Here is a 25,062-nt window from a genome sequence, read left to right as displayed (position 1 = left end):
ATCGCCAGCCTTCTAAAAGGATTTGGTCCGCCACTAGCTCATCAAACTGAAGCAGTTTAGGCCATTTCACGACTACAACTTTTTGCGATTCAGATTTAATACGGCCATGATTTTTTCGAAAATTTCCGTGTTTTCATAAACACCGCGAAAATCCATGGAGTGAGGCCCATAGGCAAAAACAGATACCATAATTCCGGTATGATCGTTGGTACTAAAATGTCCATCGACATACCCTTTTGAAATACTTCCGTCAAGCAAGGTCAACCCGCCCGTTTCATGATCCGCCGTGACAATTACCAATGTTTGCCCGTTTGAGTCTGCATATTTCATGGCCTCTCCCACCAGCAAATCAAAGTCAAGCATTTCGGTTACCACGTATGACATATTGTTCGCATGGCCGCCGTAATCGATCTGCGCTCCTTCTGCCATAATGAAAAATCCATTTTTGTTATTCTCCAACGACCGATAAGTTTTTTTGAAAGATTGCGTTAAAAAATCTCCTCTTCCTTTTTGAACCGACCGGGTTTTATCGTCATTCAACAGCACAAAAGGTGGGTTCATTCCGGCAAGATCTGCCCAGTTATTTGAGTAGCGAATCCCTTTTAAACGCAGCGAATCACTCACTTTTTCATCGTTAAACATTTTTGCACCACCGCCAATCAGGATGTCAACAGAAGATTTCAGATAGTCATGTGCTATTAGTTTTTCGTAATCCCTGTAAGGCTGATGAGCAAAAAACGCTGCCGGAGTCGCATCCAAAATGTTACCTGCTGAGATCAGCCCTGTTTTTATCCCGAGCGGCCTGAGTTTTTCCGGCAAGTTTGCGATGACTTTAAAATCACTGTCAACGCCGATTGCCCTGTTTCTTGTTTTTTTCCCGGTTGCCATTGCGGTTGCACCTGCCGCAGAATCGGTAATATAACTATCAGAAGCACTCGTTTTCGAAAAACCTATATTCAGGAACTTCGTCAGGTTAAGCTCGCCTTTGTTGGCAGTAACACCCGAATAGATCTGCGCCAATCCCATCCCGTCGCCAATCAACAGAATGACATTTCGGACATCTCCGCTGCTGTCATTATTTCGATAGGTCGGTTTGTAAGCAGCATACGACTTAATTTCATAATATTCAGAAGCCGGCCTGCTGCGCAGATATGGACCTAATTCTTCGACTTTATCTGTATTCAGATAGTCAATACCCAGATTCATAAACATCTTCCAGGAATTAATGAAGTCCGGTGTGGCCCAAAGTCTTAATTTCTTACCAATAGCGTGGGTCTGTGTTACCACTTTTTCAATCGCCGATTTATCATCTTTGGTCAATACACCTTTCCCATTCCAATGACTAAAAGTGTCAAATGACTGGCTGATGAGTCCTACTCTTAAAAGCTGAGAAGCCGTGTAGACAATTCCGGGACGGCCATCAAAATATATAAAACTTGGATATTTCTCAAACTCCGCAGGAGGCGGCGTGTTTCCGCTGAGCACAATTTTGACAGGACCGTTTGGTGCCAATATAGATTTAAACTCCTGTAGCTCCCTCACTAAAACTGCAATTGTTTCCTTTCCCGATGTTTTCAGATCAATCAGTAACTGTAAGGAATCGGTTGTTTTGGAATAAACCACGCCTTTATTCTTGTTGATCTGCGAGAGCAAAGGGCTCAGGTACAGGGATTTCAGGGTACGTCCCGGGCGTATGTCCTTTGCATTATGTGCCACAAAAAGTGAGTCATTACGCAAAAAAATATCAGCCTCAACAGATCCGAATTGCTGATTGTAAGCAGACCAAAAGGGAAATTTCTGCTCGTAGTCGTTATGAGAATGTGCCTGTGCCGTGGTGTACGTTTGAGGAGTCTGCCCCCAGGATGAAAACGAAGCCAAAAAGCCAAAAAAAACGATTTGAAAGATTATTCTCATTATAAAAATTTAGTTATTAAAAACATAAATTCCGCTCAGTCGCCCAACCAGATCTGATTCTATCACAGGTAACAACAGTAAATACCGGCTAAAAAGCCAGCCTTTACTGTTGTTAAAATTTTAGCAGTGAACATTATTACCAACCCGGTGTTTGTTTGTATGCTCCGTTGGATCTTGAAATTTCATCAGGACTGATAGGCCACGCCATATGCTTTGCAGGGTCAAAACTACGTGCAGGCCAGATTTGCTGAACCGTGTAAGCAGAAGTCGGATCGGTTTTGCTTGCATGTATCCGGCCGTGTAATGGCGCGTTGATTTTCGCAAAATCACCCCATCTTTTCAAATCCTGGAAACGGTCAGTCCATTCGCATGCAAGTTCTACACGGCGTTCATGTTTCAAATCCGCAAGTGTTGGAACAGCAACCGGGGCAAGTCCAACCCGCGCTCTGACTTCATTTAAGGGAGCAGCAGCTTCCGCATTTTTGCCCTGTGCGATGAGTGCTTCGGCTTTCAAAAGCAAAATTTCTGCATACCGCATCAGAGACAAGTTCAGTTTCGTTGTAGGATAATCGCCGTTCTGGTTGATCATCGTATTTGTGCTGGCATCTTCATTGCTACCATAGCTGTAAGGTTCCATGTATTTGTTGATTTGGAAACCAGACAGGCTATTGGTTGAAAAGTAAGAACGTTCTTTTCCAAAGTAAGTAAACTTATCTCCGAATTTAAGTATGGTCACTTCCCGCCGCGGATCGTTGGCTTCATATTCCTGATATAGTTCTTCCGTTGGCTGAAAATAGCCCCAGCCATTAAAAACTCCCCAGCCCTTGTTTTCCAGAATCACTCCTACAAACTCAGAACCGCCCTGCAAACCGGAAGTAACAGACCAGATATACTCACTGCTGAAATTGTTTTCCACCTTGAACACGCCCTGATAATTGGCACGGGCACTTCCTTTTCCGCTAACAAGAGCACGTTTGCCCTCCGTTTTGATCTTGTCCGCAAGCGCAGGAACCAATGCCCATTTGCTTGCATCGTATTGTGCCCAGTAGGCATAGGTTTTAGCCATATATCCCCAGGCCGCGGCTTTATGTGCCCGACCCTGATCTGCAGCACCATAACTTTCAAATAATGGAAGCAAATCCGCCGCTTTTTGTAAATCAGAAATGACCTGAGCATAATTATCGGTCACAGATGCCAGCTGAGGCGGTACACGCTTTCCATATTCAGCATTTTCGGGACCATCGAAAGGCACGCCTTGATTTTTATGACCCCACAGATAGGCAATCCAGAAATGGGCAAAACCACGAACGAAATAAGCTTCCCCTAAGGCAGTATTTTTTACACTCTCAGACACGCCTGTTGCATTCGGTATCCCTTCAATTACCTGATTTGCTTTATTGATCATCCAGTACACATCATTCCATCCACCCGTCATGCCGCCCTCCCGACCTGTAACATTGAAGTTCTTGATGTTGTCGCTTTCAGCACGTACACGGCCGGTAACAAGGTCGTCACTTGCATTCTGCATCCAGAAAAGATTTCTGCCCCAGGTTGACTCATAACGCATAGGAACATACATGGCCGCAACCGCCTTTTGCACATCGTCTTCACTTTTCCAGAAAAAGGCCGTTGTTGGTTCTCCGTTTGGCTTGGTATCTACCCATTTTTCATTGCAGCCCGTAGCGGCTGCAAGGGTAGCAACCAGGGATATTTTATAAAGAATATTGAATTTCATTTTTGAAATATTAAGCTTACAAATTAGAATTTAAGTCTCAGCCCAGCCGAATAAGTCCTTGAAACTGGAAACTGGCCTCCATCAAGTCCGATTCCACCCACTTCCGGATCCATCCCTGAGTATTTTGTGAATGTCAAAAGGTTGTCTCCGCTGATATAAAACCGCAGGTTTTCAATCCCTTTCAATTTCTTAAAGGTGTAGCCAATCATCAGGTTTTTAAGGCGCAGGTAATTTCCGTTTTCAAGATACCAGTCTGAGTTTGTAGCAAAATTGCGGTTAGGATCGTTTGCCCGAACACGTGGGATGTCTGATCCCGTATTGGTTTCCGACCAGGCGTCCAGGATCTCATCCCAACGGTTATAACCCTGTTCAGCACCATTTAAAGTGGATTGCTTGAATGCGTGAAAAAGTTTCACGCCGCCGACACCCTGCAAAAAGAAACTGGCGTCAAAATTCTTCCAGGCTACATTAGCTGTAACACCGTAGGTAATTTTCGGGAAGGCACTGCCCATGAAAACACGGTCACTGTCATCGATTTTGCCATCTTTGTTTTCATCAATAAATTTCAGATCACCTGCTTTTGCATTTGGCTGGATACGGGTTCCGTTTTGAGCAACATAACCCTCGGCCTCCGCATTGCTTTGAAAAATCCCTGCATTTTTGATTAGCCAGTAAGAGTAATAAGGCTGCCCAACTACCGAGCGGTAAGGGTTCAATATTCCTCTCCACGAATCACCGTGTGACCAGAATGAACCCGGGTTTCCGTCAATATAATCTACCCTGTTTTTCAATGTTGCCAGATTACCATTTACTTCATAGCTAAAATCGTTGAAGCGTTCGCGCCATGATGCTGAGAATTCCCATCCGGTATTTCTGATTTTTCCCTGATTGATGTAAGGAGCACTGTAACCGAATGTATTAGGCCAGCCGGTATCCTGCTGCTTAATCAGGTCGTAAGTCAGTTTGTCAAAATAATCCACTGTCAATGAAAGTCTTTCTTTCAAAACACTTACATCCAAACCGATATCGGTCTGCTGAGAAGTTTCCCATGACAGTTCAGGATTAAACCGGCTGTTTACATAAAGTGCGCTGCTGATCGGAGCGTCGCTGCCAATCTGGTAGGTGCTGTTTGAACTTAATCTTGGATAACCATAGTAAGTACTGATCGAACCGATGTTTCCTATCCTACCCCAGCTTGCCCGGAGTTTGAGCAGATCAATTGCCGAACTGTTCAGGAAAGGTTCTGAACTGATCTTCCACGCACCGGTAATACCCGGAAAACCTTTTCCGCGATATCCCTCTGCCAGGCGTCCGGCGATATCAAACCGGTAACTTCCTGTCACGAAATAACGGTCCGCCCAGCTGTAAGACAAACGCCCGACGTAAGAGGCATTTTTATCTTTCCATTCATAGTCACTTGGACGGTCCTGATCAAAGATTGTAGCATTTACAAAAAAATTAGCCCATTCAGATTCATTTTCAAAACCTCTTGCACCTGCACCAAATCCGCGTGCACCATTTTCCTGGGCCGTGCTTGACAGCATCGCACCGATGTTATTTTTACCTAAAACCTTATTATAACTCAAAGTATTTTCCCAGATCCAATGGTAATTGCGATCGGTAGAGTACGCCAGGCTATTCTGATTATTTGGCTTACCCGGTTCTGTTCTTTTTGGATCAAATTTTTTCCAAAGCGAATTCCCCTGACGATAAGAAAAACGGGTAAAAAAATTCAGGTCTGGAATGATGTCTGAATAACCTAATTCTGATACCGACTGAACCTGGTTAGATTTGTTATAGGGATTGTTACGCAACAAGGTTCCTACCGGGTTTATTGCATCCCCGTGAATCCCCAGATACTGACTATCACGGGGACCAACGCCGCCAAAGCTTCCGTCTTCATAATAAGCAGCAGCAGATCTTGGCATGTAGATCGCAGAAAGGATTGTGCCGCTATATCCGCTGGACGTTTCCGTACCTCGATTATCGTTGTTGTTCCAAAATACGTCTTGTCTGAACTTCAAATGCTTATTGAACTGATAATTCGCATTCAGTCTAAGAGATAAGTTTTGGCTGAATGTATTAAGAAGCGTTCCCTCTTCTTTTTCATAACGCCCCTGAATCAGCGTGGAAAATTTGTCCGTTCCCGAATTGATACTCACATTGTGACGCTGCACGATTCCGGTTCTGAAAATTTCGTCTATCCAGTTTGTGCGGGTAATCTGCGCATAAGGATTTTTGGCAGCATCCCAGCCATCCAGAGGCGAAAGTCCTGCATTCGTGTAGGCAAGGTTTGAAATACGGGCTTCATCCTGCGCATTAAGTGATTGTGGAAGGCGCCATGCCTGTTTGGCACCAACGAATCCGCTGTATTCGATACTTGGCTTTCCCTGTGATGCCTGGCGAGTAGTGATAAGAATTACTCCGGCCGACCCTGAAAATGCACCGTAAATTGCCGCCGAAGCAGCATCTTTCAAAACCGTCATTGATTCAACATCGGATGGGTTAAAGGGCGCACCTGGCACACCGTCAACGACGTACAACACACTTTCGCCGCTGCGTGAACCCATTCCGCGAATTGTTACCGAAGGAGCACTGTTGGGATGACCGCCATTGCTGACGGCGGTAACACCGGCAACTTTCCCCTGGATCATGCTCTGCACATTTAAAACAGGCCTGTTCTTGATTTGCGCCATATCCGGCACTGTGGAAACCGCAGCAGACAAGTCGCTTTTCCGCGCAGTACCGTAACCGATTACGACCACTTCATCCAGGGACTTTGCATCCGCTTTCATGACCACGTCCAGAGTAGTGTAGTTTCCGAGTACAATTTCCTGAGACTGGTAACCGACAAATGAAAAGACCAGTGATACTTCTTCGTCGTCGCCAATTGCCAGACTGTAATGTCCGTTGACATCCGTAACAGCACCGCGTTGAGTGCCTTTGACAACAACACTTACGCCGGGAAGAAACTCACCCTTGTCGTCGCTCACTTTGCCTCGTATGTCACGAAGTGTCTGCTGAATTTGCCTTGCGTTAGCCGAAGCTATTAAAGGCTCCTGGGCCGTCAGCGAAAAACACGCCAGAAATAGCGCGCTTACAGCAATCTTTGGTTTAAAAGTGCTGGTAAAACATGAAAACATAAGTTGTGGAATTGGTAGTAAAAAATTAGGATTGATAGATTTTGTTCCATACAAACCTTAAAAACTGGGCAAAGAAACACCCTGTTAAACCCGGGAAAAAGCGCAGAAGCGTTTCTTAACAATTATTTAAAATAATTTAAAAACTACATAACGGCATAAATTATACTTCATGATGATATTATTATATGCCGTCAATTACAATGCTATAAAAAATGTCGGGAGAAGAAATTATTCACTAGCACCAGAAAAAAACTTGATACGATCATAGGGGTAAGCATGGCGATGGTTGTCCAATCTTTAAAGGCTAATCATCATCGAAACCATGACGCTCACAGATAGCAGAAACTGCATTGTCATTTTAATTTCAGGGATGTTGCTGATGGTCTCATGTAAGGCGACCCGGCCCGTATTACAGTCAAAACTGATAAATGAAACACCTACTTCAACCGTTTTTTCACCGGATGGAAAGCTCATCGCAGCCGGCGTGTGGGGTGGAGTCAGGATATGGGATCTGACATCAGACGTCCACACAGACTACCCTGCTAAATTGAGAAACGAAACGCCTAAAAACGTGAGTTTTTCGCCCGATGGTTTATGCATTGCGGCTGGGGTATGGGGTGCGGTGCGTATTTGGACAATAAACTCCACGGAAGTCAGGGATTATCCGGTAAATCTAAAATTCGATACCCCAGCCAGGGTTTACTTTTCTCCGGACGGTAAATGGATTGCCGCCGGAATTTTCGGAGCTGTCAGGGTTTGGAATCTGGAAGACGGCGTTTTTATCGATTATCCATTAAAAATCAGAACTGACACACCCGATGTTATTGCAATCTCTCCGGATAGCAAAGTGATAGCCACAGGCAGCTTTGGCGGCGTGATGAAATGGGAATTACAGCCATTCAAAAAGAATTTTACCGAGTTTAAATAGCTTCCTCAAAAACTACTGATGTAAACCAACAGCACGGAGGTATTTCAATAATTTTTCCGGCTCGTCGGTTTGAATAATATTTGCTCCGTTTTTTATAAGCTCCAATATGGCTTGTTTTCCGTTGCCCTGCCTGATTGCTTCATCCGGTTTGCCCAGCGCATTTATCCAAACTCTGGCATGTCCCTTTTTGATTGTACCAACCATCTCAGCTGTATTGGTTTTTTCATCGATATGAACAACTTCCGGACTGTACAGCTTTAAAGCCGAATCTGCCATAGCCATATTGTAAGCCCTTGGCATAATCATAAATTGTTTGGAAACCGAGTCCACTTTTGACAAGATGCTGTAATCACTGTCGAAAAAGAAAGCAATGTTTTCTGTTTTGGTACTTTTAATAACCTGCATTACCTGTTCTACATGACTGGTTTTCATGTCCAGATCAACCAGAATATGCCCTTTCGCAATCAGCAGCGCCTCCTTCAAGGTCGGGATTTGCTCATCAGTCAAATTGCCATTTGCGACAAGTCTTAGTTTTTTCAAGTCCTGATAATTCTGAGTTTCAAGGTTTCCTTTCCCGTTGGTTGTGCGATCCACTTTTCCATCGTGCATCAGCATTGGAATGCCGTCCTTGCTTACCTGAACATCAATTTCGATCACATCAACTCCCAGCCGGATCGCCTCTTTAATAGCCGGAATTGAATTTTCCGGATACTGATGGTGAACAGCCCTGTGAGAAGCAACCAGGACTTGGGAAGATTCAGGATTTAAAAATTCTTTTCTGATAGAATGTATCTTACCTTGCGCACAAACAGGTATGTTTACGCTTACAATAACAATGAAAACAAGAAGTAATCTGGTCACAATTTTAAAAGATTTAAAGACAGTAAATTCATTTTTTTTAAACACTATACGCAACGTTTCTTATTTATTTAGAATAGGTTGTGATTATCATCTATCCGTTAAGCTTTTCATAAAATCAATCACCAGCCCGATTTCTAGCGGAGTCAAATTGAGTTTGTCTCCCGACAGTGTTTGATTAGGAACGTTTAGACCTAAACCGGCACCTCCACCCTCATTATAAAAATCCATGACCTGCTCTAAGGTTTGAAAAGCTCCGTTATGCATATACGGCGCAGTTTTGGCAATGTTTCTAACCGTTTGTGTTTTAAAAGAGTTTTTCCATTGAGGAAACTGGTTGTGGACTCCTCTTCCCGGATCATTGTCCAAAACCGGATTTTTAAGATCAGCACTTTTGGTAATACCTAAAACTTCGGACTCGCTGCGCTGGTAATCCGGAGGAACTGTACCATTAAAAAGCGGCATAAAATGACAGGTACCGCAGCGGGCTTTACCCATAAATAAATTAAATCCCTTAACCTGATTATCCGTAAGTGCTTTTTTATCTCCTCGCATGTATTGGTCAAAGGGCGAATTAAAAGGGCTAAGTGAGCGCACAAAAACGGCCAGCGCACTCTGAATGTGCATAGGCTGAACCGAATCCAGTTTGGGATAGGCCTTTTTAAACAACTTTTTATAATCGCTGTCCGTACCAGTAAGACGAGCGATGTTCTTCAAAGAGCCAGACATTTCCTCTTTGTTATGAATTACGTCAGCCGCCTGGTCTTCCAGGGAAGGTGATCTCAAATCGTAAAACAAAGCCTGCTGAAGCGCCGAGTACATAATCGTAGGTGCATTTCTTTTGATGTTACCCGCAGTGACCCCTTTGCTGGTTGTAATACCGTCGCTGTAAGCAAGTGCAGGTTGGTGGCAGGTTCCGCAATTGGTTTTTCCGTTGCCGGAAACGCGTCCGTCATAAAACAATTTCTGTCCCAGACTGATTCGGTTGGCCGTCGAACCAAGTTTTGGATTTGAGAGCAGGTTTTCGGAATTAAAAGCGCCGTTTTCAAACAAAGTAGCAGCGTCACTATCCAAAAGTCTTCTGTCTTTTAGCGCAGGAATAGATGCCGCTTCACGATTTGTTTTCAATGAAACAGATATGGGATTGATGTAATCAGCAATAAACACAGCCCTGTTAAAAGTATTAAGATCCGGGTTTGCCTTTAGATATCCAATGGCCCTTTCAGTAAGATCTTTCAGGTTTTCATACTCTGGTAAAATGTCTTGGTAGGCAAGTAAATACCGGTCGAAAGATTCAAGGACAGCAACACTTTCTGCAATTACATTTCCCGAGGCAGGTGTGTCAAATCCGGAAATTCCAAGCGTTATTAACCTGAAAAGTTCCAGCCTGAGCGCATCGAATACATGTGAATCGGTAATTCGGATATCTTTCCAAAGCGTTTTTATCCTTTTAACGTTGACCTGCATTTTCCGTACATGGCGGATGAGTTCTTCCTGTTCAACAGCCTCTCGGGTATAAATCAGTTCTTCTATTACCTGTAAGCCGCCCGGCTCAAAAACAGCATTTTCCTCATCTTCAATTTCATCCAGCGGCGCACCGTTGACCAGCCTGACAGTAGAAGGAGCGAAGTATTCAGCGAAAGCTTCGACCTTTTTGAATTGCAGACGAAGTTTTAAAAATGGTATTTTTAATTCACCTGCCTGCTTTTTTTCTTTGACCAGCTTTAAGAATTCATCATTCATTAAAACAAGTGAATCGATATCGCTGTCAAAATCTGTATAAAGCTTATCCTTCCCGGTTTTTGGAGAAGAGCAGAAAGACAGCACTACCGAGACTAAGCCTATCAGCGCATATTGGATTATTTTGGACATAATATAAAAAATAGGAAGGCCCCGATAACAGGGCCTCCTATCCATTTGTTTAGCAAGTAATTATTGTTTTATACCTCTTACGATCACAGTTTGGCCGCCTTCCTGATTAGTAGACAGGCCACTTCCGTCAGCTCCTTTGTACTTCGGATCCTGCCATGTATGCGGGTGAAGATTGATCATAAAAGTTTCAGGAATACCTGTCTCCTCAGAAATGTCGATCATCGCACCATATTCCCAGGAGCTTAAAAGGTTGCTGTTTACAGAGTTGTATTTGGCATTAAATGCAGCATCCGTTCTTCTATGGTTCATTTGAAGCATAGCTTTGCTTTCTTTTGTAGCGATGTTATACTGCCAAATCGTTCCGTCGTGGTCATTGTCACGGTAAAACGAATCACCATCCTCCTGAACATAAACATAGTTTTTTGTCACGCAGATATTGTCCGGATTGACAATAAAATTACCTGGGCGGTCAGCGCCATCCATGATAATATCCAACTTTCCTTTTAACGGATTGATAGCGTCAAATTTCAGGTGATACACCCTACCCCACATATTTTTGCCAGCGACCGGGGTTACTTTGTCGGCCTGGCTTACACCAGTTGCTGTAAAGTAGATTTCTCTTCCGGCGCCATTTCCACCTTTCACATAATCGATGTCTTCAACCCTTGCGAACTGGATCATTTTTTTATCCACGGTTTGCGCCTGAAGTTGTGTTCCCGTACTGGTTTTCACATCATCAAAAGGCACAAATTCAACATCGTATGATTGTCCTTTAACCATATCTGTCTCAACACTTTCCTGATTGGTCCTGCGAAGTGCATACAGTTTCCCGTTATTCAGATCTCCAACTGTTTCAGATACGTAGGCTACCAGCTGTCCGTTGGTGTCATCTTCACCGATGATAATTACTGTTTTACCAGGGAAAGCATCTTTTGGAAGTGGCACTGCGTTCTCAGCATTCCATTTTCCAAATGCGCTTACCGTTCTGGATTTATTTTTCTTATCAGCGGCTCCAAACGGGTCAATTGCATGCGTCATCGACTCCGAATTTGTTTCACCAGCTGTCAGGAAAACTGGACCAAAGCCATGTTCCTTGGGCGTAGCCAGCGTTGCAGAGCATAACCGCCATTGACCGCCTTCGGCATCCACGATGTATTCTCCCTTTACCGGTTTGAGGTCTTTATCCAGATAAACCCTTGACACTGAAAACAAGATCTCATGATTGTTGATCATCACAAAACCTTCTCCGTTTGGGTTTCTTACAAATGCTCCGCCATCGGGCTGTGCGCCGTAAACAAAATCTGGAGATTCGGCGAGTTTGTCATCTGAGCTGATCAGCGTCGTGATCTGAAGGCTTTCGAAACCGGGCATCGATTTCAGTAAAGATGGATTTACTGATCTGTTAACCAGCTTAGATGCATCGACCGGCGGATTTTCATGGTCTTTGATACATCCGTTCAAAGTCATTGAGCCACAAATAATGGCAGCTGCAAGGCTTTTTTTGTTCATAAAATTCTTTGTCATGGTGAGTAGTATTTTTTACAAATCTACCCTTTGCCCAACACTAAGATTTTACGTAAATGTTATGAAATTATGAACACCTGGTTATGGATTATGACCCTTTCGGCTGGTTTCGATTGCAGGATTCCGGCATCAGGTTAAAGTTTTCTTAAAGAGTCATACCTTACATATGAATGCTGCTTAGACACGCTATATATTTGCACAGATTGACTATGTAAACTTGTTGGTCCCAAGCGCTCTTTGTTTGGAATGCCCGCTTCCATCATGGTCACTCTAAAATTTGGAGAGAACATTGACTGGATTGTCGTCTATATATTCACGAACAAAATATGCAACAAATGCAAGTAAATGTGCCAGATTCAGAGATTATTTAATCGCGCGTTTCCAGGCGGCTTCGTCACTGTAATTAAAAATTGCACCATAAGATCTCAGGTTCTTCATGACTGCATCGGAAAAAACAGACTTCGGATCTATTTTTCTGAAATCACAGCTCTGGACCAGCAATCCTGATACATTTGTAAAGGTGAGAACAGGACGATTGGTTGCAAGTTTAACAGTAACCTGCGCCTGAAAGCATTTCACTTGATATGATTTCGAGGATGCTTCGATGAGCGATTGCATTTGTGAGGCCAGTAAAGCGCTATTATCGCCATCATGCACGATTTCCTTACCTGTGTCGGTCGACCATTCACGATAATTATCACTGAAATCACACGAGATTATACTGGTACCGTTCAGATTAAAAACGGCGTCTTCAATGCGGTGTTGGTGTCCATGGTAAATATGTATACATTCTCCCGTTTCAACTGACCATTCCCTAACCGTTAAATCTTCCGAACCGGAGACTAATTTGGTACCATCCGAACTGTATCTAGCTCTTTGGATCCATTTTTCATGGCCACGAAACGTCTGAAGACAAATTCCCGTTTCTATGTCAATTTCACTGAAGGTCCGGTCATAGTTGACCGTCAGTAATTTTTTTTCATCCGGACTAATAACGCATCTGTTAAGTACCCAGTCCGACTGCCCTTTAATGGCAAAAAGCTGAATGCCGGTTTCAATGTTCCATTCACGAATGGATTTGTCGTTTGAAGCGGAGACAACATGCAACTTATTGGGACTGTAACTGACGAAGTTTACCTTATCCGTATGGCCTTCATAACTGCGGAGTTCCTTACATGTTTCACTTGACCATTCTCTGATGGTTTTGTCCGACGAGGCCGAGACTATTTTTGTACCGTCAGGGCTGTAAATTGCATTGAGCACCTCTGCCACATGACCATTGAGATAATTCAGCGGCTGGCCTGTCTCAGCAGACCATTGGATAATCGAGTGGTCGTCAGAGGCTGAAAGGATATTTTTTTCGTTTGGGCTATAACAGGCGGTATTAACTTTTTTGGTGTGGCCAGAAAGGACTCTTAGACAGTCGCCGGTAACGACTGACCATTCCCGGATGCAGGCGTCGGCTGAGGCGGAGATAATTTTTTGTCCGTCTTTACTGTAATAAGCCGACGAGACATTTTTACTATGCCCGGTGTAGATTTTAGTGCATTCCCTGGTTGCCACATCCCATTCTCTCACAAGTTTATCATCTGCCGCTGTTAGAATTTTAGTATTGTCAGGTGAGTACACCGCATTATTAACCTTCGCGCGAACATGTTCATATGTAGCTAACCGATCACCGGTTAGCTGAGACCATTCTATTACCAGGCCGTCGTGTGACGCTGAAAGTATTTTTTCTCCATCCGGGCTATATCTGGCTGATATAACCTTACCCATGTGGCCCGAAAATGTCTGTAAAAGCTTACATGTAGAAATCAGCCACTCTTTAACCGTATGGTCGTCCGAAGCTGTCAACAACTTTTTTCCATCGGCGCTGTAATGTGCCTGATTGATCTGTCCATAATGCCCGTCGAAACTAAAAGCCTGACCGTACAAGATACTGCCTTCGAATCGGGCTGAAAGATATGTCTTATTTTTGTGTTGCGTCAAAGGCAGGCCATTGAATTTAACTTGGGAGAGATCCAGATTAGTCAGATCAGCCCCCGCAAGTGTTTGGCGTAAATCAAGCCAGATGGCTATAATATTACGTACCACTGATGCTCGCTCAGCTTCGCTCGCAGCAATGCCAGAATTAGTCTTGCACAAGGCCATCAGGCGCGACAAGAGATTTTGTGGTTCCGGAAGTTCTAACTTTCCTTTTATATCATTCCAAAAAGGAACCACGTGATGTTCTCCTTCGATTTCGCCAATCATCCTGCGTAAATAAACAGGCATATCATTTTTGATAAATACCTCCGGAAGCGTTCGTCTCAGAATGGCTATTTCAGTCATATTACGTATATGACATACCGCAAAAAAGTCCCGGAAATTCTGGTGTAAAAAACGCAGGTCATCTCCTTCCATAACCAATACACGGAGACGTTCCACCAGAAATTGCGTTACCCTGGCGGCACGTTGCTCTCTTTCGTCCATATCCTCCAGATCGGCTAAACCCAGCACTTTTCTTTTTCCCGCAAAGGCCGGATAGAGTTCAGCAAGTTCTGGCGTGTTCAGATCCCTGAAGGCATCTTCGAGTATAAGTTTGAGATTAAAAACAGGGTCTATCAGCTTACGAATTGTGATGGCGTACCTTCCTTTGTCCTCCATCCGGTAGGCGATATAGGGAACAAGAACACGCAGAAGGAAGGTTTGATAAAGCGTTTCTTCGTCATTTGCCGACTCGGAAAGTTGCGCGAGCTGGGCTTCGTTGAAGTTCCACATAAGTTCCCCGTAAGCGGTCACTTTCTTAAACTGGAATTGATCGTCGTGTCTGTACTTCGCAGCAATACTATTCGCACCGGCATAAAGTGTGAGCATCATCGGGTTAGCGAACAGCCTGACAAGTTCCCCGCTTTTTGGTAATCCGAGTCCATTTAGGCCAAGATATTTTTCTATAATGTCTTTTGACAACGGAAGGATCTCCGCTATGGAGAACCGGTCGAATACCCGGTCGATCTTTTCGATTTGCTTATGTCTCGACGAAAGGACCATCTGCGCACCAGCAGCTCTTGACGCAAAATCTTCAAAATTGCTCATTAAGCGACTTTTCGGGACCGTAACTTCGTTCAGACCGTCCAGTAGCAGCACAACACGTGGCTTATCGTTTTCCGAAGTTTCAAAAAGCTCCCAAAGCGAGTCGATAGTGTGTGGAAGCGGTTCCGAAATATCGAGATGAGTCTTGCAGATGTAGCGGATCAAAAAGTCTTCCCGTTCTGATGCCGGGGCTGAGTTATATTCGTGGAGCGGGATGAAGATCGGAATTGGACCTTTTTTGTCAAAAAGGAAGCGTTGCCATAACAATAGCAACGACATGGTTTTACCCATACCGCCATCACCGAAAAGAAGCGTGTGTGGTTTTGGACTATTCCATAAGGCACTCACGGCCATGTCAAGTAATGCTATCCTGTCTCCTGTTTTTACCTGAACATCGAGGTACCCACCTTTATTGGCTTCCGAGCCTAATATTTTCTCAATATTAAGATATTTGTACCTGCCTTTCTGAAGTCGCTCGAAATGGTTGTCAGTCCCGATCCAGAGTTTTTTTGCAAGATCCGCACTGTCCGAACCGACAGCGGGTTGCAAGGTAGCTTTACGGTGGAAGAAAAATTCACCCAGCTTGTATTTGGTATCGACCAGGCTTTTACATAATGGTTCGAGAATGAACGGGTTGTTGGGCACGCGCTGGTTTGTACTACGGACCTGCTTTGTAACTTCGGCACCAAGCCAATTTATGGAAACGCTTTCAGTCTGATTTTTAGTCAGGATATCTACCAACGCGTTGGCAAACGGACTTTTATTTGGTACCGGTCCGTTACGTCCGGCAGTGAGTACCCATCTGGAAGGAAGATCCTCTGCTTCCGCGGCTTCGCTTTGTGGTTTCACTTCCACTTCCATTGCCGCAAAGGCTTCTGAAAAACAGGCATCCACAATTAATACGATATGGTGGGCATTGATGTTGGACAGCACCTTGACAACCTCGCTCACTGAAATCAGATTTTTTCTGATTTCTGATGGCTTGCTGTTTTTTTCGATTTTCGGTGCGTTGACGGCGACCCAGTACCCTTCCTTGTTTATGAAATGACCATGGCCGGAAAAGTAAATGATCAGGTTTTCGTCTGGTTTGACACGGGCCTCCCCGTTTTCATCTTTTCCTGCCAGATAGGACATCTCGTCGATCAGAATATCGGTTTCTGCCTTTTGGTCATAGAGTGGTTGAATGACCAGATCGCTGTCCGAAAAACCGTAGAAATCTTTCAGCACTGTATTGAATCGCTGGCAGTCGGACACTGGGTAAGTTAGCTTTGGCCAATGTTGGTATTGGTCAATACCAACCAGAAAGAGGTGGTTCTTCCGATTTTTCTTTTGTTTGAAGGCTGTTGTACCGAGTCCCATAGTAGTGAGGATTGCGCTGACTGGTGTTGAAGATCGCTATTTTTCCGAGGTATTATTTCTAGTAAGAAAAAAACTTATTAAACGGCCGGATGCTCAATTAAAGGTGTGAATTGCAATATGTACCGTTTAATAATTAGGAGTTAAAAAAGTTTGAATTTATTGGCTAAGGCAGGTAATTTTAAAAAAAAGGACCTTCTTTCAAGTGAGGCGACAGCGGTAACTTGTAACGATCTTTCTCCAAATCCTTCAACCAAAACCCCTATGAAAATTTTTGCATTACTGATTGGCATTAATGACTACAGTCCTTCTTCCAGTCCGTCTATCAGAGCGTTGAACGGATGTGTGAATGATGTGAATGATTTTAAAAAATTTCTTACAGAAAACTATCAGGATCTTATCCCTGATAGTAAACAAATTCATGTACTCACCAATGCCGATGCCTCACGTGCCAATGTAATTAAGGGATTCAGGGAACATTTGGCACAGGCCGGCCCTGAGGACATTGCTTTGGCGTACTACTCAGGGCACGGATCAACTGGCATTACCGCTGCCGAGTTCCAGGCAGAAACAATCGACGGTGAGGAACAGACATGGGTGCTTTACGACAGCAGGGAACCGGGTAAATACGATCTGGCAGACAAGGAGATTGCGCTGTTGCTGGAAGAGGTTAGTGCAAAAAAACCACAGATTGTTGTGATACCCGATTCCTGCCATTCCGGTTCTGTGACCAGAGAAATCGAACAGTTTTTGCAAATGCAGGCGCGTTTCGAAAAAGGGAGTACCGCAACCCGAACGCTTGACACGTATCTGGACGGGGCATACTTACGCCGCTCTGACCTCAGGATCCCTGCGACCGATCACCTGCTGCTGGCCGCCTGCGACCGTACAGAGCGTGCGTGGGAGTTTAAGGGACATGGGCAATTTACCCAATCATTGATCTCCGTGCTGAGCAAAAGCGGCGGTCAGGTAACCTATTCCGATCTTTTTGTTCAGGTCCGGGCGTTTATCAAAAACGCTTTAAAAAATCAGACTCCACAAATGGAAGTTCTCGGGATCTTTGATTTGAGCAGGGGATTTCTTGGCCGAAACGTCGAAGGCATCCAGTTGGGAAGATACCGTGTTTATCAAAAAACGAATAAAAAATGGACGATCGATCTCGGGGCCGGTATGGGATTAGAGGAAAAGGTTGGCGAGCCTGTAGAAGTAATGATTTACGATTCTGTGGCCGAAGGGCAGTTTATCGGCGAGGCTAGTCTTGATGTAATGAATGTCACTGAGAGTACATTAAACATAGGAGCACTACCGCTCGATGCCAGCAAAGTATACTGGGGAGAACCCGAATTTCTTAGATTGTCGCCATTTTTTGTTTATGGAGACAATACCGTCCGACAAGCTATGAACGACACCCTGTCGACGGCATCAGAGTCAGGGATTTTGCTTACCGACACCATCCAGGCTGCATTGTTTGAGCTTAAAGTCGAAAATGGTAACGTCGCCATTTATAAAACTGCAAACGGAGAGCGCGTTCAGACTATCGCCGGAACGGATAAATTCTCTACCGCCCACATGCTGAAAGTTCTGGAGACACTGGCCAGGTGGCAGCGTTTACTCCAGTTGCAGAACACGCGATCGGCCATCCAACAGGATCAGATTAAATTCGAAGTCGAGATTTCCGAGGGGAGACGTAACAAGGCTTTTGACGACCTGTCGATTACCCTGGATCACGATGGAACAAACATTCCGTTCAAAGTCAAATTCACCAATAATGCGAGCCAGAAGCTGTATGTCAGCCTGTTGTACTTGTCGCCTGATTACGGTGTGATCGTTCTTTTCATGGATGCCCAACCCGTCCCACCAGGCGGCTCTGCTGTGTTGACAAGCGATGTGTTTACATTGGACAGCGACGAGGAGATCGATACATTGAAGCTGATCGTGTCAACAGAAGCGATGGACAGCAGCCTTTTTGTACAGGAGCCTTTGCAAATAGGGGCTGTCGTCACGCCATCGGCAGGAAGGGGACTTTTGCAGGCGAAAGGAATCGGCACGACGAAATCGGACTGGCTCACAAAAGCGATGACGATCAGGCTCGTTAAAAAGGCGGAGAAGGAAGTAGGCTCTGAACAGCTGATCATCGGCAATGGTGTAATAATCGAACCACATGCTTCATTTCGGGGGAAATTGGGCTGGGCTCCGCTCGTGTCTGGCACAAGAGGAGTCGACAAGCCGGGTATCAATGAGGCATATACAACGAATCCATGGTTTCAGATTATGGACTTCGAAGAGGGTGCCAAAGGCGAAAGCCGGAGCGTCGCTGAGGTTGTGGATGTACGTAACACGCCGGATTTGAAGGACCAACCGCTGATCATCAATATTAAACCTGAAAATGACGAAGAAATTGTTTTGCCGTTTTTCTTCGATGGAGAGGACTTTGTGCCTATGGGGGTCATCTCGATCAATGATCCCGGCCTTATACAAGTTCAAATACATACAATTCCGGAGGAAACATCCGAGAAGACGAGAAGCCTTGGTGGTGCGTTCAGGATGGTATTCCTAAAATTTGCCGCCAAATTGGGTGTAAAGGCGGACCCTAACCAGCTGAGATGGGTTGACTATAATGACGATGCGACCCGAAAGGATGAGAGACTTGCCTCAAAAGTAAAGGATTCGAAAAACGTGTTGCTGCTTGTGCATGGGATCATCGGCGACACGGAGGATATGGCTAAAACATTTCAAATGGCACTAAACGGCGGTTATGACCTTGTGTTAACCTATGACTACGAAAACCTGAACACCCCGATTGAACAGATAGCCAGGATTCTTAAAGACAAATTAACCGGTCTGGGATTCCACGAAAATGATGACAAAAAACTCGTTTTCGTAGCGCATTCGATGGGCGGCCTCGTCTCGCGGTACCTGATTGAGGATCTCGGGGGCAGCAAATTTATCGACAAGCTGATTATGGCGGGAACGCCTAACGGAGGAAGCAGATTCGGTAAAATTCCGGGTTATGTGAGCTGGACATCCGTTGCCCTGGCACTCGGCACCAAGTTTTTCCCGCCACAAGTCGGTGCGGTAACAGGATTCTTATCGTCGGTATTAAAAGTGGGTAACAAGCAAGTTCTTTACACGCTGGAGCAAATGGATAGCGGCAGCGAATTCATCAAAAAGCTGAATCACAAGAGTGCGGCACCAATTCCATACTTCATTGTAGGAGGCGACCTCGAGACTTATCTGATTGCAAATGAGGGACTGCCGTTCATGGAGAAAGTGGTTGGCCAGATCGGCACCTGGGTGTACAGGGACACCGTTAACGACATTGCTGTAAGTTTAGATAGCATATTCGACGTTCACGCTGCCAGTGTGCCGCAAAAGATATCTTGTCATCACCTGAATTATTTTGTTAATGATGACTCAGTCCGTGCGTTGGCGAAACTGTTGCAGGTGTAATGGCTTTCCCGGCGAATGTTTTAAACGCAGCAAGGTCAATCTCGTAGCCAACTTACCCACTAACGCACTTCATACGCCAGTATGTGATGTTGAATAAAGGTATCAGGCGCGATGTATTTGGATGCATACAAAACCTGTAATGATTGATAAAATAAGCAGCAACCTCTATCTACAAATTATACCATGCCAGCATCTCAGCAACATATTACACCTTCCACGCCTATGGGGGCCAACTTGCTTCACGATGGAGCAACCTTTCGTGTCTGGGCACCACGCGCAAAACAGGTTTATGTTTCCGGCGGGTTTAACAACTGGGAACACGATGATAGCACATTGCTTATCCAAAACAATGACGGACATTGGACAGGTTTCATGGCCGGTCTGGAGGACGGAGAAACCTACAAATTTTATGTAATCGGCCAGGGAACCGAAGGTTTCAAGCGGGATCCATATGCACGTGAGCTGACCATAGAGTGGCCTAATCCATCTTGTATCCTAAGATCAGCATCCAGCTTCCCTTGGCAGGACGGCAATTGGAAAACGCCCGTCTTCAGTGATTTGATTATATACCAGTTTCACATTGGGACGTGGTATGGCCCTAACCGCGAGACCAGAGTTGCCAAGTTTCTGGATGTACTTGACCGTATAGAGTACCTTTCCGAACTTGGCGTGAATGCCATAGAGCCATTACCCATAGTGGAATACAGCACACCCCGCAGCATGGGTTACAATGGCTCAGATCTATTCTCTCCTGAAATGGATTATCAGGTAACGGATGATTCCGAACTGGATGGTTATCTTGAGCTTGCAAACCGGCTGCTTACCCGGAAAGGAAAGCCACCTCTTACAAAGCAAATACTTGCCATTGGGATCAATCAGTTCAAGGCGCTTGTTGATATCTGTCACCACTACGGTATAGCTGTCATTCTCGATGTTGTCTACAATCACGCTTCGGGAGATGTTACCGGACAGTCAGAGTCGATCTATTTCTTTGACCGTGCAGCAGGCGCCGATAAAAATGACAGCCTTTATTTCACCAATGAAGATCACACAGGCCCGGTATTTGCGTTCTGGAACGAAAGTGTCAGACAGTTCCTGATTGACAATGCAAGATTTTTCCTGGACGAGTATCACATTGACGGCTACCGGTATGATCAGGTGACGGTAATTGACAAACAAAATGTACCCAGTGGATGGTTGTTCTGCCAACATTTAAATTCAACATTGGCCGCGCAGGAGCCGGAAGCAATTAACATCGCCGAGTACTGGGGACCTGACCCTGCTGTCGTACGCACGCAACAGCAGGGAGGCGCCGGTTTTCATGCGAACTGGCATGACGGTTTACGAAATGCCATTCGAGGTGTCATTAGTCAGGCTTCGGGAGGGCAAAACGCTCATATTGATTGGCAACCTGTTGCAAACCAACTTATTGTTCCCGGTTTCGCTGATACATGGCGGGCAGTACAGTATGTAGAAAGTCATGACGAAGTATATCGTGACAGAGCTCCGCGAATTCCATCTCTGGCGGTCGGTGGAGGTGACACACGCAGCTGGTATGCGACCAGTCGTTCACGTGTTGCGACAGGACTTATTCTTACCTCACCAGGGATTCCGATGCTGTTCATGGGTCAGGAGTTTTTCGAGGACAAACGTTGGGCGGATGACGCGCCGAATCACAAGGACATGCTTATTTTTTGGAAGGGGCTGGATGATCAAAAAATTATGATTGATTTTCTCCGTTTCACCCGCGAGCTTATCTGGATAAGACGTAAGCACCCTGGCCTGCGGGGCGAAAGAGTAAAAGCCCTTTCAATGGAGAATAGTTCGCGTGTGCTGGTATTTCAGAGGTGGGTAGAAAGAACAGGGCGAGACGTAATCGTGGTGGTTAGCTTGAACGAGAATACGCTTTACAATTACCAGATTCCTTTACCGGCAAGTGGAAAGTGGTTTGAAGTGTTCAACAGCGATGTCTACGAGAATTGGGTAAATCCCGCATCTGCCGGTAACGGGGGTAGCATTGAGGCAATCGGCGGACCGATGAATGGATTGTCTGCTTCCGCATTGATAACGGTTCCGGCCAATTCAATAGTCATATTTTCCCGGGATTTAGGTGATTGACATATTTGTTGTGCTCAAATCGATCTTTTATTCAGTCCCCTTATTTTGGCATATGAATACAGTTTTTAAAATAATTTCATATAACATACACCCATTTCCAGTAGACGATGGATTTTAATGTAAGTACTTAGATCCTATGACATCAGAAGCCAAGCTAATGGCAGATTGCGTTTAAACGACAGGACTGCAATAAATAATCTACACGCATAAAGATCAATCCAACTGGCCAGTATGCCGGGCAATAGCATCGATAATAAGATTCCAGTCCAGTCGGTGTAGCTCGTGCCCAACGCCATCAAGAGTTAACAACCGCACGTTTGGCAAAGTCCTCTCCAGGGTAAGCGCATTGTTGTAATTCCAGATTTTGTCAGCGGTACCATGAATAATCAGTGTTGGCTGTGTGATTTCAGCGGTTCGATTGAAATAGTTTTCACCACCTTGAAGCTGCGCATGGTTATACATGCTTCTAAAATTGATTGCTCTTCTGAACTCTGCACGTGCAAGAATTTCAGACCTGTTTTTGTCGAAACTATGTTTGGTGCCGTTGAGCAATTCTGCTCCGCCAGCCAGGTATGATACCACCGCGTCTTCATCTGTCCAATCAATTTCATCAGCTTTTTTTTGAAACGTTATGATACGGTCATCCATCGGCGGAATATTCGGATCTGTTTCACCAAAAGGCCCCGTGGCCAATAATGTTAATGACAAAACCAGCCCGGGATATTTGAGTGCCGTAATCTGACTCAGGATACCCCCGAGCGACATACCAACCAGGTGAACCTGTTTTATTTTATAGGCATCCAGAATATGTAGGGCGTCGTCAGCCAAATCAACCAGGTCGTAAGCAGACGAACCAGATTCGTAAATTGTGCTTTTTCCGGTATCCCGGTTATCATAACGTATGACAAAATAGCCTCTGCTCGCTAACTGTTCACAAAATTCTTCATCCCACCAAAGCATTGAGGCCGTGGCTCCCATTATCAGTAAAATTGCAGGCCTGCCAGCTTCCCCAAAATTTTCTGTACATAAAGTCACGTTGTTGTTTTTTACAAGGAGTTCTTTCATTTGGGAATAAATCAGTTTCCAAATGTCAGGCAATAATTTTGCCAGGCCCATACCAACCAATAAGGAAAGAAATTTTAAATGAACAGACGTGTAAGAAAAAGTAACAAATCAAATCGTTGCCTGATACCTGGTCTGAAACCAATCACTTTGAATAAATGGCTCATAACAAAAAGTTTACCTATCTGTTTCCTGCCAAAGATTTACTATGTTTACCTGAATGAAAACTGTATCGTAATGCCGGATACCATGGTAAAATACTTTTGTTACCTTTTTGCGAGTGTACTACTTCTTTCCTGTAAAGAAACAAAACCAACTGAAAAGCCAATCAGGTACGGTTCAAATAATGGAAAGTATCTGAATATTCGCGGTACAAAGATTTACTATGAACAATATGGCAGTGGCACACCTCTACTGCTGTTCCATCAGGGACTTGGTTCAATTGAAAATCTGGGTGGTATTATTCCGGAGTTGTCAAAACATTTCCGAGTGATAGCGCCGGATGCTCCGGGTCACGGGCGATCACAACAAGCCGACAGTCTGAGTGGTGACTTGCTTGCTGAATATTGTTCGGATCTTATTGATTCCCTAAATCTGGACAGCGCATATGTTATGGGTTGGAGCATGGGAGGAAACACGGCACTGCTGCTTGCAGCTAACCGACCTGACAAAATAAAGAAAGTGGTGAGCGGCGCTTCAAATTCAAGGTCGAGCGGGCTGACACAAGAGGGACTGGACCTGTTAAAACAGTATACCGTGGAAGCGGTTAAAGAAGATAAAGACTGGCTGGAAAATTACCAAAAGATGAATCCCGAACCCGAAAAATGGATCAAGTTCTGGGAGGATACACAGAAAATGTGGTCAAGAGAAATAAAAATACCCGACGACAAACTTTCCGGTATTAATATTCCTGTGCTAATAATACGAGGCGATCGCGACATGATCAAATTGGATCATAGCATCAAAATTTTTCAATCGCTCAGCAAAGGCCAATTATGCATTTATCCAAATACAGGACACGAAATGCCAGATTCAAAAGGTGAGATTCTCTGCAAAATTGCGATTGATTTTTTCATGGAAGATCAGGATGGTACACCTGGTAAATGATTTGCTCTAACATTTAAACGATATTTAAATGGAGGTTAAAATATACAAACCGCACCCGGCCTTACAGACCTACGTATCTACCATACTCACCATTGACGTCACTTTGCCGGAAGGAATTATGGAGGTCGTTACCCCCTACCCTCCCTCACCCTTTCAATCGATCATGTTCTACTGCAATGACCCCATATCGATGGGCCGCATAGGGGATGAAAATTTCCACAAGCAACCGCTTACGTTACTGACCGGCCCGCAGATTTCCCGCGTGAACGTTAAAGTGCATAAGCAGCTTAAATCCGTACGCGTTGATTTTCTGCCAGGTGCGATGTACCGGCTTTTGGGAATTCCTATGAATGAATTGTTCGATGGCGGTTTTGACGCAAATGACATTTTTGGCAGCGAACTGAAAAGTGTCAACGACCAATTGCAGCAGCTTTACGATTTAGAAGCCTGTAAAATTATCGTTGAACAATTTCTTCTAAGCCGGACAAAAAATGTCAAGGCGCTGTTACCTTTTGATTCGGCCCTGCTGACGATGTTAAAGCACGAGGGCAACATCTCCATAGAAAAAACAGCCTCATTTTCCTGTCTGAGCCTAAAACAATTTGAAAGAAAATGTCAGGAAAGATTGGGTATGAATCCAAAACTGTACAGCCGGATTTTAAAATTTTCGAAGGCTTACAGATTGCATGAAGCTTTCCCATATCTTAGCTGGATACAAATTGCCTACGAAGCCGGATACTACGACCAAATGCATATGATCAGAGACTTTAAAGTATTTGCCGGCGTGAATCCATCTGTGATTGCACAGCAACTGATTTCCACTCCGCTGCGAATGCAAAGAGATATGCGTTACTAGCGTCAAAGTTGTCGATTTTATACTATGCAGGCCGAATTTCGAAGGTCTAAATTTGCTAAAAAAAATC

The 25,062-nt window shown here is 44.6% G+C and carries 13 protein-coding genes; 5 read left to right on the top strand and 8 right to left on the bottom strand.

The window, feature by feature from the left end; genetic code table 11:
- Window positions 1-72: 72 nt before the first annotated feature.
- From E0F88_RS14280 to E0F88_RS14270, 3 genes are all read right to left on the bottom strand, one after another.
- Window positions 73-1,914, bottom strand: a complete 1,842-nt coding sequence (locus E0F88_RS14280; RefSeq protein ID WP_131958924.1) for an alkaline phosphatase — start codon at window positions 1,912-1,914, stop codon at window positions 73-75.
- A 136-nt stretch (window positions 1,915-2,050) separates the two neighbouring features.
- Window positions 2,051-3,649 (bottom strand): RagB/SusD family nutrient uptake outer membrane protein, encoded by a 1,599-nt coding sequence (locus E0F88_RS14275; protein WP_131958923.1) that lies wholly within the window; start codon window positions 3,647-3,649, stop codon window positions 2,051-2,053.
- Window positions 3,650-3,672: 23 nt separating this feature from the next.
- A complete protein-coding gene (locus tag E0F88_RS14270; protein WP_131958922.1) occupies window positions 3,673-6,792 on the bottom strand; it encodes a SusC/RagA family TonB-linked outer membrane protein in 3,120 nt (1,039 codons plus the stop codon).
- Between the two features lie 322 nt (window positions 6,793-7,114).
- Here E0F88_RS14270 and E0F88_RS14265 point away from each other — a divergent pair, with 322 nt between their 5' ends.
- Window positions 7,115-7,720, top strand: a complete 606-nt coding sequence (locus E0F88_RS14265) for a WD40 repeat domain-containing protein (protein ID WP_131958921.1) — start codon at window positions 7,115-7,117, stop codon at window positions 7,718-7,720.
- Between the two features lie 12 nt (window positions 7,721-7,732).
- Here the strand turns inward: E0F88_RS14265 and E0F88_RS14260 are convergent, their stop codons facing one another.
- From E0F88_RS14260 to E0F88_RS14245, 4 genes are all read right to left on the bottom strand, one after another.
- Window positions 7,733-8,581, bottom strand: a complete 849-nt coding sequence (locus E0F88_RS14260; RefSeq protein WP_229213770.1) for a glycerophosphodiester phosphodiesterase family protein — start codon at window positions 8,579-8,581, stop codon at window positions 7,733-7,735.
- A gap of 87 nt (window positions 8,582-8,668) precedes the next feature.
- On the bottom strand, window positions 8,669-10,450 hold the full coding sequence (locus E0F88_RS14255; protein WP_165940062.1) for a cytochrome-c peroxidase: 1,782 nt from the start codon (window positions 10,448-10,450) through the stop codon (window positions 8,669-8,671).
- A gap of 60 nt (window positions 10,451-10,510) precedes the next feature.
- Complete coding sequence (locus E0F88_RS14250) at window positions 10,511-11,974, bottom strand: PhoX family protein (RefSeq protein ID WP_131958919.1); 1,464 nt, start codon at window positions 11,972-11,974, stop codon at window positions 10,511-10,513.
- A 363-nt stretch (window positions 11,975-12,337) separates the two neighbouring features.
- Window positions 12,338-16,405 (bottom strand): caspase family protein, encoded by a 4,068-nt coding sequence (locus E0F88_RS14245; RefSeq protein WP_131958918.1) that lies wholly within the window; start codon window positions 16,403-16,405, stop codon window positions 12,338-12,340.
- A gap of 261 nt (window positions 16,406-16,666) precedes the next feature.
- Here E0F88_RS14245 and E0F88_RS14240 point away from each other — a divergent pair, with 261 nt between their 5' ends.
- Window positions 16,667-19,852 (top strand): DUF7379 domain-containing protein, encoded by a 3,186-nt coding sequence (locus tag E0F88_RS14240; protein ID WP_131958917.1) that lies wholly within the window; start codon window positions 16,667-16,669, stop codon window positions 19,850-19,852.
- 183 nt (window positions 19,853-20,035) lie between these two features.
- A complete protein-coding gene (locus E0F88_RS14235) occupies window positions 20,036-21,970 on the top strand; it encodes an alpha-amylase family glycosyl hydrolase (RefSeq protein WP_131958916.1) in 1,935 nt (644 codons plus the stop codon).
- A 213-nt stretch (window positions 21,971-22,183) separates the two neighbouring features.
- On the opposite strand, the gene estT is transcribed toward E0F88_RS14235, so the two are convergent.
- Window positions 22,184-23,035 (bottom strand): macrolide hydrolase EstT, encoded by an 852-nt coding sequence (gene estT, locus E0F88_RS14230; RefSeq protein WP_131958915.1) that lies wholly within the window; start codon window positions 23,033-23,035, stop codon window positions 22,184-22,186.
- A 78-nt stretch (window positions 23,036-23,113) separates the two neighbouring features.
- On the opposite strand from estT, the gene E0F88_RS14225 reads away from it, so the two are divergent.
- Window positions 23,114-24,139 (top strand): alpha/beta fold hydrolase, encoded by a 1,026-nt coding sequence (locus tag E0F88_RS14225; RefSeq protein WP_229213769.1) that lies wholly within the window; start codon window positions 23,114-23,116, stop codon window positions 24,137-24,139.
- Window positions 24,140-24,167: 28 nt separating this feature from the next.
- The gene (locus E0F88_RS14220) at window positions 24,168-24,995 is read left to right on the top strand and encodes a helix-turn-helix domain-containing protein (RefSeq protein ID WP_131958914.1); all 828 of its coding nucleotides are present in this window, start codon (window positions 24,168-24,170) and stop codon (window positions 24,993-24,995) included.
- Window positions 24,996-25,062: the final 67 nt, after the last annotated feature.

It is taken from the genome of Dyadobacter psychrotolerans (assembly GCF_004349265.1).
GTDB lineage: Bacteria > Bacteroidota > Bacteroidia > Cytophagales > Spirosomataceae > Dyadobacter > Dyadobacter psychrotolerans.
This window is presented reverse-complemented; position numbering and strand designations above follow the sequence as displayed.